We start from the raw sequence: 14,017 nt of genomic DNA on the forward strand, positions 1-14,017 counted from the left end.
CGGCTAGAAGAAGGTGAAACTGACAGCGAATAATTTTTCCACTTCCCGGGTACGGCGTTTGTCCACTACAAAGACAATGGCGTGATCGTTGTTTTTCACCACCGTGTCGTGATGGGCAATGATGACCTCGCCGTCGCGCACCAGCGCCGCCAGGGTGACGCCGGGGGGTGATTTGATTTCTTCAATGGTTCTGCTGACCACTTTGGAGGTTTTACTGTCGCCGTGGACGACAATCTCCATTGCCTCGGCAGCCCCCCGGCGAAGTGAGTGCGCTTTAACCGTATCACCGCGCCGCACGTGGCTGAGCAGAATGCTGGTGGTGGCCTGTTGAGGGGAGATGGCAATATCAATTTCGCCCCCCTGAACCAGATCGGCATAAACCGGGTTGTTGATCAGGGTCATCACTTTGCGGGCACCCAGCCTTTTCGCCAGCAGTGAAGCCATGATATTCACTTCATCGTCATTGGTCAGGGCAAGAAAAACGTCGGTTCGCTCGATATTTTCTTCGAGTAACAGGTCCTGATCCGTGGCGGATCCATTGAGCACGACGGTTTTATCCAGTCGTTCGGAAATGTATTGGCAGCGTTCCTGCGAAAACTCGATGATTTTGATGTTGTATTGCTTTTCCAGTGCCTTGGCCAGCCGGTAGCCGATATTGCCACCGCCAGCGATAACAATCCGCTGGTAGGGCTTTTCAAGCCTGCGCAACTCACCCATGACCTTGCGGATATCTTTTTTGGCAGCGATAAAAAACACCTCGTCACCCTCTTCAATGACGGTGTCGCCCTGGGGGAAGATAGGCCGGTCGCGGCGGAAAATAGCGGCGACCCGGGCATCCACTTTGGGCATGTGCTTGCGGAGGAGTCGCAATTCCTGACCCACCAGCGGTCCACCCATGAATGCGCGGACGGCTACCAGTTGGATCAGACCTTCGGCAAAATCGATAACCTGAAGACTGCCGGGCTGCTCAATCAGACGGAATATGTAGTCGGTAACCACCTGTTCCGGGGTGATCAAAAAATCCACCGGGCAGTTGGCATCATTGAATAAGCGTTCACGAACTTTATCGTCGGTGTAACTGCGATCGCGGATACGGGCAATTTTGGTGGGTGTGCGAAACAGGGAATAGGCAACCTGACAGGATGCCATGTTGATTTCGTCGCTGCTGGTGACTGCCACCAGCATGTCGGCATCTTCAATCCCTGCGCGGATCAGGACGTCCGGGTGAGAGGCCATGCCATTGACCGTGCGAATATCCAGCCGATCCTGGAGTTCGCGCAGGCGGCGGTCGTTCGTGTCGATGACAGAAATATCGTTAGCTTCTCCGGCCAGGTGCTCGGCGAGTGTTCCGCCCACTTGACCGGCACCGGTAATGACGATTTTCATAGCTGGAACTTCCCGTTATTTGATGAATAACCCGGACTTTGGAGAAAAAATAAACAACGCCGTTAAGCGATTGCCGTCTTGACCAGACGGGCAAGATAAAAGCCGTCATGGCCGCCTATCTGTGGCATCAACTGGCGCCCTGCCGATGTTGCCATGCCCGCTTCGGTTACCACTGTTTCGATACGGACAGAATGGTTGTCCCTGGCGAAGTCTGCGATCACCTGATCATTTTCCTGGGCCAGTGTGGAGCAGGTCGCGTAAAGCAAAACGCCGTCCTCTGCCAACAGTGGCCACATTGCCCTCAACAGGGATAACTGCAAGATGGCCAGCTTAGCAATATCCGTTGGTCTGCGCATTAGTTTCACATCGGGGTGTCGGCGGATAACGCCCGTGGCGGAACAGGGTGCATCCAGCAAAATCCGATCGAAGGGGCGACCATCCCACCAACTGGCCGGGTCGGCGGTATCTGCGGCGATCAGCTCGGCCTGCAAACCGAGCCGCAACAGGTTATCGGTTACTCGCGTCAGTCGTTCTGCCGCGATGTCGATGGCAACGACATCGCCCTGATTGTTAAGCAGTTCGAGTAGGTGGCCGGTTTTGCCACCCGGTGCACAACAGGCATCCAGGACGCGTTGACCGGGCCTGGGGGCCAATAGCTGGGCAGCCAGCTGGGCCGCTTCGTCCTGCACGCTCACGTCACCCTCTGCAAAACCGGGTAAGTTAATAACATCACAGGGTTGCTGCAGGGTGATACCGACATCGCTGAACGGGGTGGGAGCTGCTTCGATACCGGCCTCTGCCAGTGTCGAGAGGTATTGGTCCCGGCTGCAGCGGATTTGGTTTACCCGCAGGGTCATGGGTGGCTGATGGTTGTTGGCCGCCACCAGTTGATCCAGTTGCTCCGGCCAGGCCGCTTGCCAGAGGTCAATGAGCCAATCAGGGTGTGCGGTCTGAAATTCACGACGATTCCCCAGCTTGATATCGAGTGAGGTTCGTTCCCGTAAAAATCGTCGCAGTACCGCGTTGGTAAGCCCTTTGGCCCAGTTTTTTTTCAGGTTCTGACAGGTGGCTACGGCTTCATTGACCGCTGCGTGAGGGGGGATCCGGGTTTCCAGTAACTGATAAAGCGAACAGGCCAGGGTTGCCTCTATGTCAAAATCCTTTGCCTTGAAGGGTTTTGCCAGCAACTCGGCGAGGTAAACAGACAGTCGCGGGTAGAACCGCAATGTGCCATAACACAGCTGTTGTAACAGGCTGCGGTCGCGGTCATCTACTTTGGCCAGGTACTCGGGTAGAAGTGTATTGAGTGAGGCCTCTCCCCGCAGCACAGACGCGATAATTTTAGCGGTAGCCACCCTGACATTCATGTGCCCATTACCGTACCCGGGGAAAACAGATCGGCATGTGCATTGAGCACTTCTCCGACATTGAGTGGCTTCTTGCCGGGCAGTTGCAGTGCCGTGACTAACAGGCACCCTTCGCCGGTTTGTACCAGAATACCGGATTTATCGGTATGAATGATCGTGCCCGGTACCACCTTGTGGTGTTGATTTGGCACCGCTACACCTTTCCAGATACGGATGCGCTCTCCCGAGAGCGTGCTGTAACAGATCGGGAAAGGGTTAAAGGCCCGAATTTTCAAAACCAGCGTTTTGACAGGTTCATGCCAGTTTACCAGGGCTTCCTGCTTGGTAATTTTTGGTGCGTAATTGCTCTGCTCGTCATCCTGTTTCTCCGCCACAACCGTTCCCTGTGCAATCTCGTCCAGGACTGCGAGCAGGGCATCGGGGCCGATCCCGGCCAGTTTGTCATGGAGAGTGCCGGCATTATCGTCCGCTGTTATGGGGCAGTGGGCCTTGCGCAGCATATCGCCGGTATCCAGGCCTTCATCCATCTGCATGATGGTTACCCCGGTTTCGGTATCTCCGGCTTCGATGGCGCGCTGAATGGGGGCGGCGCCTCGCCAGCGGGGCAACAGCGAGGCGTGCACATTGATGCAGCCATGCCCGGGGGTGGCCAACACAGCCTTTGGCAATAGCAGGCCATAGGCCACAACCACCATGATGTCGGCACTATAGTTGGCCAGGATTTGTTGCTCCGCAGCCGCTTTCAGGCTGAGTGGCTGATGAACAGGTATCTGGTGATCGGCAGCCAGCAACTTGACCGGGCTGGCAGTGAGTTTTTTGCCGCGCCCGGCCGGACGATCGGGCTGTGTGAATACGGCGGCCACTTGGTGGGATGGGCAATCCAGCAACGCCTGAAGGTGTGATGCTGCAAATTGCGGGGTGCCGGCAAATACGATGCGCAAAGAAGGATCCTCGGGGTTGACCAACCGGTGTCAGTCTTGTTGACGGTGGAGTTTTTCCAGTTTTTGCCGGATTCGCTGCCGCTTGATGGGTGACAGGTAATCCACGAAAAGCTTGCCGTCGAGGTGGTCAATTTCGTGCTGGATACAGACGGCCAGCAGACCTTCCGGCTCAAGCACGTAGGGCTGCCCTTCCCGGTCCAGTGCGCTCAGACGAATATGTTCAGGGCGTTGAATGGTTTCATAAAAACCGGGCACTGACAGACAGCCTTCCTGATGGGGGCAGGTGGTATTGTCCAGTACTTCTATCTGCGGGTTGATCATCACGATCGGCTGATCACCCTCGTCTGATAAATCCATGACCACAATCCGCTTGTCGACGTTGACCTGGGTGGCGGCAAGACCAATGCCGTTAGCCTGGTACATGGTCGCCAGCATATCGTCCACCAGCGACCTGGTGTTCTGATCGATTTCTGCTACGGGAGCAGCCCTGATACGCAGTCGTGGGTCAGGAAATTCAAGGATGTTGAGTATTGACATTTGTTTGTGACGAGTTTCTAGCTATCTGGCGTAAACCACTGCTAACATAAGGCCAATGGAGTGGAATATCACTTAATATAGTCGGGTGAGAAGTATACACACAATCCGGATATAGCACACAGGACGGCCATAAGATGAAAAAAACATTGTTGGGAATAGTAGCTGCTTGCGCTATTGCAATTGCCGCCATTGCTGCAGAGGCACCCTTTAATGAGAATGTCCCTGAAAAATATACCGTGAAGAAAGGCGACACACTGTGGGATATCTCCGATCTGTATCTGCGGGATCCCTGGTTATGGCCTGAGATCTGGTACGCCAACCCCCAGATTGCCAACCCCCACCTGATTTACCCCGGTGACATCATTTCCATGGTTTATATCGATGGCCGTCCCCGTTTGATGCTGGAGAAGCGTGACCGGCGGGTAAAACTGTCTCCCGAAGTGAAGGTTGTGCCTGAGTCGGAGGCCATTCCGGCACTGCCGCTGGATATCATCAACAGCTTTCTGACCCGCAACCGTATTGTCACCCAGGAAGAAATCGATGCGGCACCGTATGTGGTGGCCGGTCATGAGAAAAAACTGCTCTCTGGCTCGGGAGATACTTTCTACGCACGCGGTCAGTTTGACGAAACGCCGACCTATGGTCTCTACCGGGTTGGTGCGCCCTATGTGGATCCGGTGACCCAGGAAATATTGGGTATACGCGCGCAGGATGTGGGGTCTGCCAAGGTACAAAAAGTGGCCGATGATATAGCGACCATGCTGGCGACCCGATCTCTCGAGGAAGTGCGTATTGGGGAGCGGTTGTTACCCCATGAAGAGCGACCACTCAATTCAATCTTCTACCCCAGCGCCCCCGAGTCTACGGTCGAGGGTGAGATTATGGCAGTTGAGGGTGGTCTCACCCAGATCGGGCATCTCGATGTGGTGTCGATTAACCGAGGCGAGCGCGAAGGGCTCGAAGCGGGAAATATTCTGGCCATTTTCAAACGTGGTGAGGAAGTAACTGACTACATCGCCAAGGAAAAAATAAATCTGCCCAACGAGCAGGCCGGTTTATTGATGATATTCCGCGCGTTTGAAAAAATGAGCTATGGTCTGGTGATTAAAGCCGAGCGCCCTCTGGCGGTAAACGATATTGTCAAAAACCCCTAGCCACCGGGGCAACTAAAACGCCGGCCTGTGTCGGCGTTTTTTGTGGGCAAGGGACATCAAACGGGTACAGGGGAGTACCAACTCTATGGACAGGGAGTCCAAAGCAGCACTTGTCATGGCTTTTCTCGACGGATGCTCACCTGCTGACAGTGTCAGGTTGTGCCGGACGTTGGGTTCATTTGTCGAAGCAGCTGTTCAGGCAGAAGACTATTTTTCCTCCGGGCGCGCCAGTCGGGCGGGAAAGTTTTTCCGAAAACACCCTAACAGTCGAGCGGAACGGGAAGATCGGGCAGAGCAAGTGCTGGATTGGTGCCGGCATAATCAGGTGACCTGCCTCAATTTGCTCGATCCGGATTACCCTCCACTTTTGCAGGAACTGAGTGTTCCTCCACCGCTGTTGTTTATTCGCGGTGATGCGCAACTTCTCTCCATGCCACAAATCGCTATTGTTGGTAGTCGCAATGCCAGCCCCGGTGGGCTGGGCAATGCCCGGGCCTTTGCCACCGCTTTGGCGGCCAGCGGTTTTGTGATCACCAGTGGTCTGGCGTTGGGCATTGATGGGGCGGCCCATGATGGTGCCCTGCAAACGGGCAAAACCATCGCTGTGCTGGGCACCGGTCTGGATGTGATCTACCCTCGCCGACACGGTGATTTGTATCGGCGGATAATTGATCAGGGTGGTGCGGTCGTCAGTGAGTTTTTGCCGGAAACACCACCCCTCGCGGGCAATTTTCCCCGGCGCAACCGGATAATCAGTGGTCTGAGTTTGGGCATTCTGGTGGTTGAAGCGGCATTGAAGAGCGGGTCGCTGATTACTGCGCGATATGGTCTGGAACAGGGGCGTGAAGTCTTTGCCATTCCCGGTTCGATCCATAGTGCTTTCAGTAAAGGTACCCATCAGCTGCTCAAACAGGGCGCGACTCTGGTGGAATCAGCAGCGGATATTGCAGAGCAACTGGGTGGTCTGCTGGCCTCTATAGCGCCGGAGGTTAAAACAGGCCAGCAACCGTTGACAGAAACAAGGCATGCCCTGCTGGAAGCCATGGGATTCGACCCGGTTGATATGGATGTGCTTGTGCAGCGTACGGCCATGTCTGTGAATACGTTGACACAGGAGCTGCTGTTGCTGGAACTGGAGGGTGCTATTGCCTCCGGACAGGGAACCTACCAGCGGTTGCGGTAACAGACGGTCTTTCTCATGGGGTTCATGCAGTTATGAGCAACAAACCCTCCCGTTAACAGGCGCATTTTATTGCGAAATTCCCCGGCTTCCGGTAGCCTGCCGCGTTTTACAGGGGGATTAAAAAATGAACAAACCCTTTATTGCCATCCTGATGGGTTCGGACTCGGATCTGCCAGTCATGGAAGCCAGCTTTGAAGTGCTCAAAAAGTTCGAGGTGCCCTTCGAAGTTAAAGTAATGTCGGCGCATCGGACGCCGGAGGCAACGCACCGTTATGTGAAGGATGCCGACCAGCGGGGTTGTGCGGCCTTTATTTGTGCCGCAGGAATGGCGGCGCATCTGGCGGGTGCCGTTGCAGCCAATACCCTTAAGCCCGTGATTGGTGTGCCTATCAATTCATCACTGGATGGCCTCGATGCGCTGCTCTCGACGGTGCAAATGCCCGGCGGAATCCCGGTTGCTACCGTGGCAATCGGCAAGGCAGGGGCAAAGAATGCGGCCTATCTGGCAGCCCAGATAATGGGTGTCAGTGATGGTGTGTTGCACCAGAAGCTGCTGGATGAGCGAGCAGATAATGCCCGTGCCATTCTGGAAAAAGATGCGGCATTGCAAGAGAAGCTGAAAAGCCTCTGAGCCGGTTCCCCGTGGGCAATTTTCGTGTAGTCCGGGCCGTGAACTACCTGCGTGGTGGTGGGCTGCTGGCTTATCCCACAGAAGCAGTATGGGGCCTCGGTTGCGACCCGTTTTCAGAGGCAGCCGTCATGCAGCTGTTGACGCTCAAAAAACGCCGTCGGGACATGGGACTCATCATGATCGCCGCCTCAATGGCACAGCTGGAACTTTTTTTGGCGGGCATACCGGCGTCTGATCGCCAGCGACTCGCGGCCAGTTGGCCGGGACCCCAAACCTGGCTGGTACCCAATAACGGTTGTGCGCCAAGCTGGGTTACCGGTGGCAGGGAAACCCTGGCTCTACGTGTGACGAACCACCCTGTGGCTGCGGCACTTTGTCGTGCTTACGGGGGCCCCCTGATTTCCACGTCGGCCAACCCGCATGGCTTTAGGCCCGCCATGTCTTTGTTAAAGCTGAATCTTTATTTCCATGGCCAGCTTGATTATGTGCTGCCCGGTTCATTGGGTGGCCTGACATCTCCGACACCGATCAAAAATCTGAAAACCGGAGAGGTGATTCGGGGCAGCTGATGCGTCCGGTCTTTACATGGCTGGCAAGTTGTCAATGACGGGTTGGCCTATCACACTGTGTACTATGTGACCTAACTCCATTGTTTTGAGGATCTCATGACAGATAAAGCGGCCGTTAAACAGTACCTGCTGGATTTGCAGGATCGTATCTGCCATGCCTTACAGCTGGAAGACGATCGCAGCAGGTTTGCAGAGGAGAACTGGATTCGTGAAGAAGGTGGTGGCGGTCGCAGTCGGGTGATAGTGGATGGATCGGTATTTGAAAAAGGCGGGGTGAATTTTTCCCACGTCTATGGGTCACAGTTGCCCCCGTCTGCCACCGCAGCCCGACCGGAACTGGCGGGGCGAAGCTTTGAGGCCATGGGTGTGTCACTGGTGATCCATCCGGAAAATCCCTATGTCCCCACATCCCATGCGAACGTCCGGTTTTTTATTGCGGAGAAAGAGGGCGAAGAGCCTGTATGGTGGTTCGGGGGTGGTTATGATCTGACGCCCTACTACGGCAATGAGGACGATTGTCGCCACTGGCACCAGACAGCCCGTGCCGCCTGCCAACCCTTTGGTCCGGAGATTTACCCCCGTTTCAAACAGTGGTGTGACGAGTACTTTTTCCTCAAGCACCGCAACGAACCCCGTGGGGTTGGTGGCCTGTTTTTTGATGATTATAACCAGGCGGGGTTTGAGCAGAGTTTTGCCCTGACACGGGCGGTTGGTGATAGCTATATTGATGCGTATCTGCCCATTGTCCGGCGCCGAAAACATGTTCCCTGGGGAGAGCGCGAGCGCCAGTTTCAATTATATCGGCGTGGCCGCTATGTGGAATTTAACCTGGTTTATGATCGGGGCACACTGTTTGGTCTGCAGACTGGCGGCAGGACCGAATCCATTCTCATGTCGTTGCCGCCATTGGTTCGTTGGGAATACAACTGGCAGCCCGAGCCCGGTTCTGCCGAGGCGGAGCTTTATCAGCTTTATCTGCAACCCCGCCATTGGGTTTGAGTTGTACAAAATGGAAGACCAGCATGATTGATCGTTACGCCGTTTTTGGCAATCCTGTGGAGCACAGTAAGTCGCCGCAAATTCACCGGGCCTTTGCCGCCCAGACGGGTGAGGGGATTGAATACGACAAACAATCTGTGGCACCAGATGGTTTTTATCGCGCTGCGGACAATTTTTTTGCAGAGGGTGGCAAGGGTCTTAACATCACAGTGCCTTTCAAGCAGGAGGCCTATGGTTATGCTGCGAGGCTGACGACCCGCGCCCGCCATGCGGGTGCAGTTAACACCCTGGCCCTGCAGAATGATGGCACGGTATTGGGGGACAACACCGATGGCATCGGCATGGTCAGAGACCTGCTTGAAAACCTCAACTGGCAGATCAAAGGCAGGAAAGTGCTGGTTCTCGGTGCCGGCGGTGCAGTGCGTGGCGTCCTTGAGCCCCTGCTGGAGCAATTGCCTCAGCATGTGGTGATTACCAACCGCACACTCGCCAAGGCGCTGCAACTGGCTAAGGGTTTTGCGGAAATGGGTTACTTGCTCGGTTGTGACTATGAGATGCTCGAGGGTCAGCAGTTTGACCTGATCATCAATGGCACCAGTGCCAGCCTTGCAGCACAGCTACCGCCCCTCCCCGATGGTCTACTGGCAGACCAGGCCTGTTGCTACGACATGATGTACGCGGCACAGCCAACGGTATTTATGAGCTGGGCCAAACAGCAGGGTGCCGCCGGTGTTGCCGATGGACTTGGCATGCTGGTCGAACAGGCGGCGGAATCCTTTCGGCTCTGGCGTGGTATCAGTCCAAACACCGCGCCGGTTATTGCTGAAATTCGCCAGATGCTGGTAGACCAGGCTTGTTCGGACACCCCATAAAACATTTTTACAGCCCTATTCTGCACCATTGCGCCCGTTATCAGCCTGCTCGGCGAGATACTGATCTTTGAGTTTGACGTAGTTGCCGGGGGAGTAGGAAAAGAACGCCCGCTCTTCGGTAGAGACCGGCCTCAGTAACCGGCAGGGATTGCCGACATAGAGGTTGCCGCTTTCCAGATGCTTGCCGGGCGGCACTACTGTGCCGGCGCCGATAATCACCTCATCCTCTACTACGGCACCATCATTGATAATGGCGCCATTGCCCACCAGAATGTAGCTGCCGAGAGTACAGCCGTGAAGAATGGCGCCGTGGCCGACAATCACGTTTTCGCCGATAGTCAGTGGCCAGCCGCCGGGGTTGAAATCACTTGCATGGGTAATGTGCAATACGGCGGTATCCTGAATATTTGAGCGATTGCCTACGGTAATACGGTGCATGTCGCCGCGAATTACGGCCCCGGGCCACACTGAGACATCATCGCCGAGGGTGACATTGCCGATTACGGTCGCCGCCGGATCAATGTAAACTCGTTCACCGAGGGTGGGTAAAACACCTTTATAGGGTCGGATATTCTCTGTCATCATCTCGCCTGCGCTGACTAATTGATCTAGAGCGATATAATACGTTGCCAAATGGCTGGCTTATAGCCGTTGTAGCGATCTGGCATAACAATTGGTTGAATTTTTTCACTTATCCCCGACCTGAAGGCCTTTCATCGATGTTTAAAGCTGACAAGCGTTTTATTGCAGGTGCCGTCTGCCCGCGCTGTAACCAGATGGATAAACTGGTCATTTTCAATGAGGATGGCAAGGATTTCAGGGCCTGTGTTAGCTGTGATTTTCGGGAGCAGATGTTTATGCAGGGCGCCCCCCGCGAACTGGAGACCCGGGTCAATCTCTCTCCCGAGGAAAGGCGGGTTGACGTTCAGACGGTGAAGCTCGTCGATCCCAAAAAATGACGAACCCTGCCAGCATCAATGGATCAATAACTGCCCCGATCCGTTGAACAACAGATTGACCGACAGATTGTCGATCAGACAGGGCCACCGCTGTAGATCACTTGCCCACCGGTTGCTGCGGTCCTCCCTGCATGCCTCGGGAACAAACACCAGATCCTTTTGTTGCAGCTCATCCACGGTCAGGTGAACAGCGCTGTCGAGTTGATTGGCGAAGGGTTCGCCAATCAGGTGATGAATGATCAGGTTTGAACGAGTGATATCCATCGGCACCAATGGCGTGTTGTAGCCCGAGATAAACCGGTCATTGACCTCTTCGATCAATCGATGGGCGAGATAGGATTCACCCATAAGAGAGTTGAGTCCCTCGTGGCCGGCCACCAGCGCCGGCGGTCTGATGAAAAACTCCCTGGCAGTGGAAATCACCGGCTCTATGTAGTCGATCAGTCCGCATTCATCTGCGATGCAATCTACCGCATCAATAAATTCTGGAACCTGATCTATGTAGTGAATAATAAAATTGAGCAGTGCTGGAATGATATTTTCGGACGGCAACTGAATGGACTTGTGGAGTGCGCTGACGCGGGTTCTGAGCAACGTGGCGAGCTGACCGGTTGCCCTTTCATGTGTTTTGGCAGCGGCAATAGCCTGGCGAATAATTACAGTGTCCATAGTCAAAAGTTAGTTGAGCTGGATAAAAAGGCAAAGAACATCTCGCTATAAGCCCCGCGACTTTTTGTCCATCAGCATTTGTAAGCGATCCACTGGTCGCGTTTGCTGAACAGGGCGAATAGCCATGCCATCTGAACACTGCGTGCCGCTAAAAAGCCGAGATACGCTAACCATAGCCCATGATTGCCGAGCGAGGCTGAGAAGTGCCACAGTGGCAAAAAAACCAGGAAAGACGCCACCAGCATGCTGTCCTGCATCGCGCGGGTTTTGCCGCTGCCGATGAAAATACCGTCCGCCATAAAGCAAACAAGGCCGACCAGTGGCATGGCTGTCAGCCAGGGCCAATAGATTTTCACAGCAGGTAAAACCTCTGGCAGATCGGTAATAGCACGAATAATGGTATCCGGGAAAAACGCATAAATGAGGGTGGCGATCAAGGCGATGACCAACCCCCAGGCAGTGGTAATCAGACAAATGCGGTAAAAGCCTTTAAGGTCTTTCTTGCCGATGGCATGCCCGGCAAGGGACTCGGCGGCGTGCGCAAAGCCATCCTGTGTAAACGCCACCAGTAGTATTAGTTGCATCAGGATGGCATTGGCCGAGAGAATAACATCGCCCTGCCGTGCACCCTGGGCGGTGAAAAAAGTCATGATAAATACGAGGCAGGCCGTGCGGACAAACAGGTGGCGGTTGGCCCTGAACAGCTCGCGGTATCTAGACCATTTGGTCAGTTGTATTGATCTGATCGGTGTTTTGAGCTGGCGTATGGTCACTGTCACCAGCAGCAGAGCGAGCCCCAAACCGAGATATTCCGCCGTTAAAGAGGCCCATGCCGCCCCGGCACTGTTCAGCCTCATTCCGACTATGAACAGGAAATCAAAAGCAACATTGGTGAGATTGACGAATAGCATGAGGAGCAGCGTGGTACCGGCTCGCTGCAGCCCGAGCAGCCAGCCCATCGCACAGAAAGTGGCGAGGGTGGCGGGAGCAGCCAGAATGCGAATCTGACAGTACTCCATGGCCAGTGGTCTGGCTTCAGTGGAGGGTTTGATCAGGTCGAGAATCAGGCTGAGGATGGGTTGCCGCAACAGGATCAACAGGATCCCGAAAGTGAATGCAATCACCAGTGACTGAGCCAGCACTTCAACACAGCGGGATGCATCTCCGGCACCCCAGGCCCTGGCAGTTAGGCCGATAGTGCCCATCCGCAAAAATCCAAACAACCAGAACAACATGGTGAGTACGCTACTGCCACCAGCCACGGCAGCGAGAAAACGGGCATTTGCCAGATGACCGAGAATCGCGGTATCGACGAGGCCGAGGATCGGGATACTGATGCTCGCCAGAGTCATAGGCAGAGCGATCACTAAAACTTTTTGTTGGATAGGCGGTGATTTCATTTTGTCCCTGGGTGGTTAAAGAGGCCATTCTGGCAGAAAAAGCATTCACTCTTTGGGCGGAATAGTCTGGAGCGGTGCGGAAAAAATCTGGTATACTCGCCCGGTTTTTCGTGTCCAGAGCGGCTGCTTGGCCCTCGCAGGATGGAATTCATAACTAGAAACAATAACTTATTGACTGGAGATAGGGCGATGTCAAGAAGAGCACGTATGCTTTTCGCGCTGATGCTAGCCCCTGCGATGTTCTTGGCCACTTTTGGCAAGGCATTGGCAGATGATGCACAGCGTTGGGCTGTCAATATGCCCAAGGGGGTAACCCCTGTGAGCAACGCAATCTACGATATTCACATGATCATTTTCTGGATCTGCGTGGTGATCGCGGTTGGCGTATTTGGCGTGATGTTTTACAGCATGTATGCGCACCGCAAGTCCAAGGGTGCCGTTGCTGCAAACTTCCATGAGAATACCACCGCTGAGATTGTCTGGACCGTGATTCCAGCCGTTTTGCTGATCGTTATGGCGATTCCAGCAACCAGCGCGCTACTGCAGGTTTATGATGCCAGTGAAGCCGAGATGGATGTCAAGGTTACCGGCTACCAGTGGAAATGGCAGTACGAGTATCTCGGTCAGGATGTCTCCTTCATGAGCGAGCTGGCCACGCCCGAATCTGAAATCTACAATACGGCGCCGAAAAGCCAGTATTACGTACAGGAGGTGAGTGAACCCCTGGTGATACCGGCCAATACCAAGGTGCGTTTCCTGATCACGGCGAAAGACGTGATCCATTCCTGGTGGTTGCCTGATCTCGGTGTCAAGAAAGATGCTATCCCCGGTTTGGTCAACGAAACCTGGGCCTATGTCAATGAGCCGGGTATTTACCGTGGAGCCTGTACCGAACTTTGTGGGCAGGGTCATGCGTTCATGCCAGTTGTGGTCAATGTGCTCGAAAAAGAAGCCTATAATTCCTGGCTGGCAGAGAAGAAAGAAGCCGCTGCCGCAGTTCGTGAACTGTCCAAAAAGACCTTCACGATGGATGAGCTGATGGCTCAGGGGGAAGAGGCCTACAATCGCTCTTGTGCCTCCTGTCACCAGGTGAACGGCCAGGGTATTGCTGGCGTGTTCCCCTCAATGATTGGTGGTGCTATAACGACTGGCGACATTACTTCACATATCGATATCGTGGTGAATGGCAAGGCGGGAACGGCGATGCAGGCTTTCGGTGGTCAATTATCAGAGGTGGATATTGCTGCGATTGTTACCTATGAGCGCAATGCCTGGGGTAATAATACCGGTGATGTCGTGCAGCCCATCGATATTCTCAAACATAAGCAAGGCCAATAATAGGAGGATTAA

At 54.4% G+C, this 14,017-nt stretch carries 15 protein-coding genes; 8 read left to right on the forward strand and 7 right to left on the reverse strand.

The window, feature by feature from the left end:
* Positions 1 to 3: 3 nt before the first annotated feature.
* From trkA to def, 4 genes are all read right to left on the reverse strand, one after another.
* Positions 4 to 1,386 carry a Trk system potassium transporter TrkA gene (trkA, locus tag QZ516_RS00940; protein ID WP_297184935.1) on the reverse strand — a complete coding sequence of 461 codons (1,383 nt, stop codon included), beginning with the start codon at positions 1,384 to 1,386 and terminating at the stop codon, positions 4 to 6.
* Between the two features lie 62 nt (positions 1,387 to 1,448).
* Positions 1,449 to 2,753 (reverse strand): 16S rRNA (cytosine(967)-C(5))-methyltransferase RsmB, encoded by a 1,305-nt coding sequence (gene rsmB, locus QZ516_RS00945; protein ID WP_297184938.1) that lies wholly within the window; start codon positions 2,751 to 2,753, stop codon positions 1,449 to 1,451.
* The gene (gene fmt / locus QZ516_RS00950) at positions 2,750 to 3,694 is read right to left on the reverse strand and encodes a methionyl-tRNA formyltransferase (RefSeq protein WP_297184941.1); all 945 of its coding nucleotides are present in this window, start codon (positions 3,692 to 3,694) and stop codon (positions 2,750 to 2,752) included. Before fmt ends, rsmB begins: the two co-directional genes overlap by 4 nt.
* Before the next feature lie 30 nt (positions 3,695 to 3,724).
* Complete coding sequence (gene def, locus QZ516_RS00955; RefSeq protein WP_297184944.1) at positions 3,725 to 4,231, reverse strand: peptide deformylase; 507 nt, start codon at positions 4,229 to 4,231, stop codon at positions 3,725 to 3,727.
* A gap of 134 nt (positions 4,232 to 4,365) precedes the next feature.
* Between def and QZ516_RS00960 the strand changes: the two genes are divergently transcribed.
* The 6 genes from QZ516_RS00960 to aroE all read left to right on the forward strand — a co-directional run bounded on the left by QZ516_RS00960 (position 4,366) and on the right by aroE (position 9,639).
* The gene (locus QZ516_RS00960) at positions 4,366 to 5,385 is read left to right on the forward strand and encodes a LysM domain-containing protein (protein ID WP_297184947.1); all 1,020 of its coding nucleotides are present in this window, start codon (positions 4,366 to 4,368) and stop codon (positions 5,383 to 5,385) included.
* A gap of 85 nt (positions 5,386 to 5,470) precedes the next feature.
* On the forward strand, positions 5,471 to 6,568 hold the full coding sequence (dprA, locus tag QZ516_RS00965) for a DNA-processing protein DprA (RefSeq protein ID WP_297184950.1): 1,098 nt from the start codon (positions 5,471 to 5,473) through the stop codon (positions 6,566 to 6,568).
* A 124-nt stretch (positions 6,569 to 6,692) separates the two neighbouring features.
* Positions 6,693 to 7,199, forward strand: a complete 507-nt coding sequence (gene purE / locus QZ516_RS00970; RefSeq protein ID WP_297184953.1) for a 5-(carboxyamino)imidazole ribonucleotide mutase — start codon at positions 6,693 to 6,695, stop codon at positions 7,197 to 7,199.
* An 11-nt stretch (positions 7,200 to 7,210) separates the two neighbouring features.
* Positions 7,211 to 7,768 carry a Sua5/YciO/YrdC/YwlC family protein gene (locus tag QZ516_RS00975; protein ID WP_297184956.1) on the forward strand — a complete coding sequence of 186 codons (558 nt, stop codon included), beginning with the start codon at positions 7,211 to 7,213 and terminating at the stop codon, positions 7,766 to 7,768.
* A 96-nt stretch (positions 7,769 to 7,864) separates the two neighbouring features.
* Positions 7,865 to 8,767 (forward strand): oxygen-dependent coproporphyrinogen oxidase, encoded by a 903-nt coding sequence (hemF, locus tag QZ516_RS00980; protein WP_297184959.1) that lies wholly within the window; start codon positions 7,865 to 7,867, stop codon positions 8,765 to 8,767.
* 23 nt (positions 8,768 to 8,790) lie between these two features.
* Positions 8,791 to 9,639: a shikimate dehydrogenase gene (aroE, locus tag QZ516_RS00985; RefSeq protein ID WP_297184962.1), complete on the forward strand. Its 849-nt coding sequence runs from the start codon at positions 8,791 to 8,793 to the stop codon at positions 9,637 to 9,639.
* A 15-nt stretch (positions 9,640 to 9,654) separates the two neighbouring features.
* Here the strand turns inward: aroE and QZ516_RS00990 are convergent, their stop codons facing one another.
* Positions 9,655 to 10,221 (reverse strand): gamma carbonic anhydrase family protein, encoded by a 567-nt coding sequence (locus QZ516_RS00990; protein ID WP_297185527.1) that lies wholly within the window; start codon positions 10,219 to 10,221, stop codon positions 9,655 to 9,657.
* A gap of 137 nt (positions 10,222 to 10,358) precedes the next feature.
* Between QZ516_RS00990 and QZ516_RS00995 the strand changes: the two genes are divergently transcribed.
* A complete protein-coding gene (locus QZ516_RS00995; RefSeq protein ID WP_297184964.1) occupies positions 10,359 to 10,598 on the forward strand; it encodes a YheV family putative zinc ribbon protein in 240 nt (79 codons plus the stop codon).
* 15 nt (positions 10,599 to 10,613) lie between these two features.
* On the opposite strand, the gene QZ516_RS01000 is transcribed toward QZ516_RS00995, so the two are convergent.
* Both QZ516_RS01000 and QZ516_RS01005 read right to left on the reverse strand, forming a co-directional pair.
* Positions 10,614 to 11,267, reverse strand: a complete 654-nt coding sequence (locus QZ516_RS01000) for a hypothetical protein (protein ID WP_297184967.1) — start codon at positions 11,265 to 11,267, stop codon at positions 10,614 to 10,616.
* Positions 11,268 to 11,338: 71 nt separating this feature from the next.
* Complete coding sequence (locus QZ516_RS01005) at positions 11,339 to 12,619, reverse strand: MATE family efflux transporter (RefSeq protein ID WP_297184969.1); 1,281 nt, start codon at positions 12,617 to 12,619, stop codon at positions 11,339 to 11,341.
* A gap of 237 nt (positions 12,620 to 12,856) precedes the next feature.
* Between QZ516_RS01005 and coxB the strand changes: the two genes are divergently transcribed.
* Positions 12,857 to 14,005, forward strand: coding sequence for a cytochrome c oxidase subunit II (gene coxB / locus QZ516_RS01010; RefSeq protein WP_297184971.1), 1,149 nt, complete (start codon positions 12,857 to 12,859; stop codon positions 14,003 to 14,005).
* Positions 14,006 to 14,017 lie beyond the last annotated feature (12 nt).

It is taken from the genome of uncultured Porticoccus sp. (genome assembly GCF_913061305.1).
GTDB lineage: Bacteria > Pseudomonadota > Gammaproteobacteria > Pseudomonadales > Porticoccaceae > Porticoccus.

Excerpts from the sequence above, each read along its gene's own strand:
- trkA (WP_297184935.1), bottom strand. The coding sequence starts at position 1,386 with ATGAAAATCGTCATTACCGGTGCCGGTCAAGTGGGCGGAACACTCGCC.
- rsmB (WP_297184938.1), bottom strand. The coding sequence starts at position 2,753 with ATGAATGTCAGGGTGGCTACCGCTAAAATTATCGCGTCTGTGCTGCGG.
- def (WP_297184944.1), bottom strand. The coding sequence starts at position 4,231 with ATGTCAATACTCAACATCCTTGAATTTCCTGACCCACGACTGCGTATC.
- QZ516_RS00960 (WP_297184947.1), top strand. The coding sequence starts at position 4,366 with ATGAAAAAAACATTGTTGGGAATAGTAGCTGCTTGCGCTATTGCAATT.
- dprA (WP_297184950.1), top strand. The coding sequence starts at position 5,471 with ATGGACAGGGAGTCCAAAGCAGCACTTGTCATGGCTTTTCTCGACGGA.
- purE (WP_297184953.1), top strand. The coding sequence starts at position 6,693 with ATGAACAAACCCTTTATTGCCATCCTGATGGGTTCGGACTCGGATCTG.
- hemF (WP_297184959.1), top strand. The coding sequence starts at position 7,865 with ATGACAGATAAAGCGGCCGTTAAACAGTACCTGCTGGATTTGCAGGAT.
- aroE (WP_297184962.1), top strand. The coding sequence starts at position 8,791 with ATGATTGATCGTTACGCCGTTTTTGGCAATCCTGTGGAGCACAGTAAG.
- QZ516_RS00990 (WP_297185527.1), bottom strand. The coding sequence starts at position 10,221 with ATGACAGAGAATATCCGACCCTATAAAGGTGTTTTACCCACCCTCGGT.
- QZ516_RS00995 (WP_297184964.1), top strand. The coding sequence starts at position 10,359 with ATGTTTAAAGCTGACAAGCGTTTTATTGCAGGTGCCGTCTGCCCGCGC.
- QZ516_RS01000 (WP_297184967.1), bottom strand. The coding sequence starts at position 11,267 with ATGGACACTGTAATTATTCGCCAGGCTATTGCCGCTGCCAAAACACAT.
- QZ516_RS01005 (WP_297184969.1), bottom strand. The coding sequence starts at position 12,619 with ATGACTCTGGCGAGCATCAGTATCCCGATCCTCGGCCTCGTCGATACC.
- coxB (WP_297184971.1), top strand. The coding sequence starts at position 12,857 with ATGTCAAGAAGAGCACGTATGCTTTTCGCGCTGATGCTAGCCCCTGCG.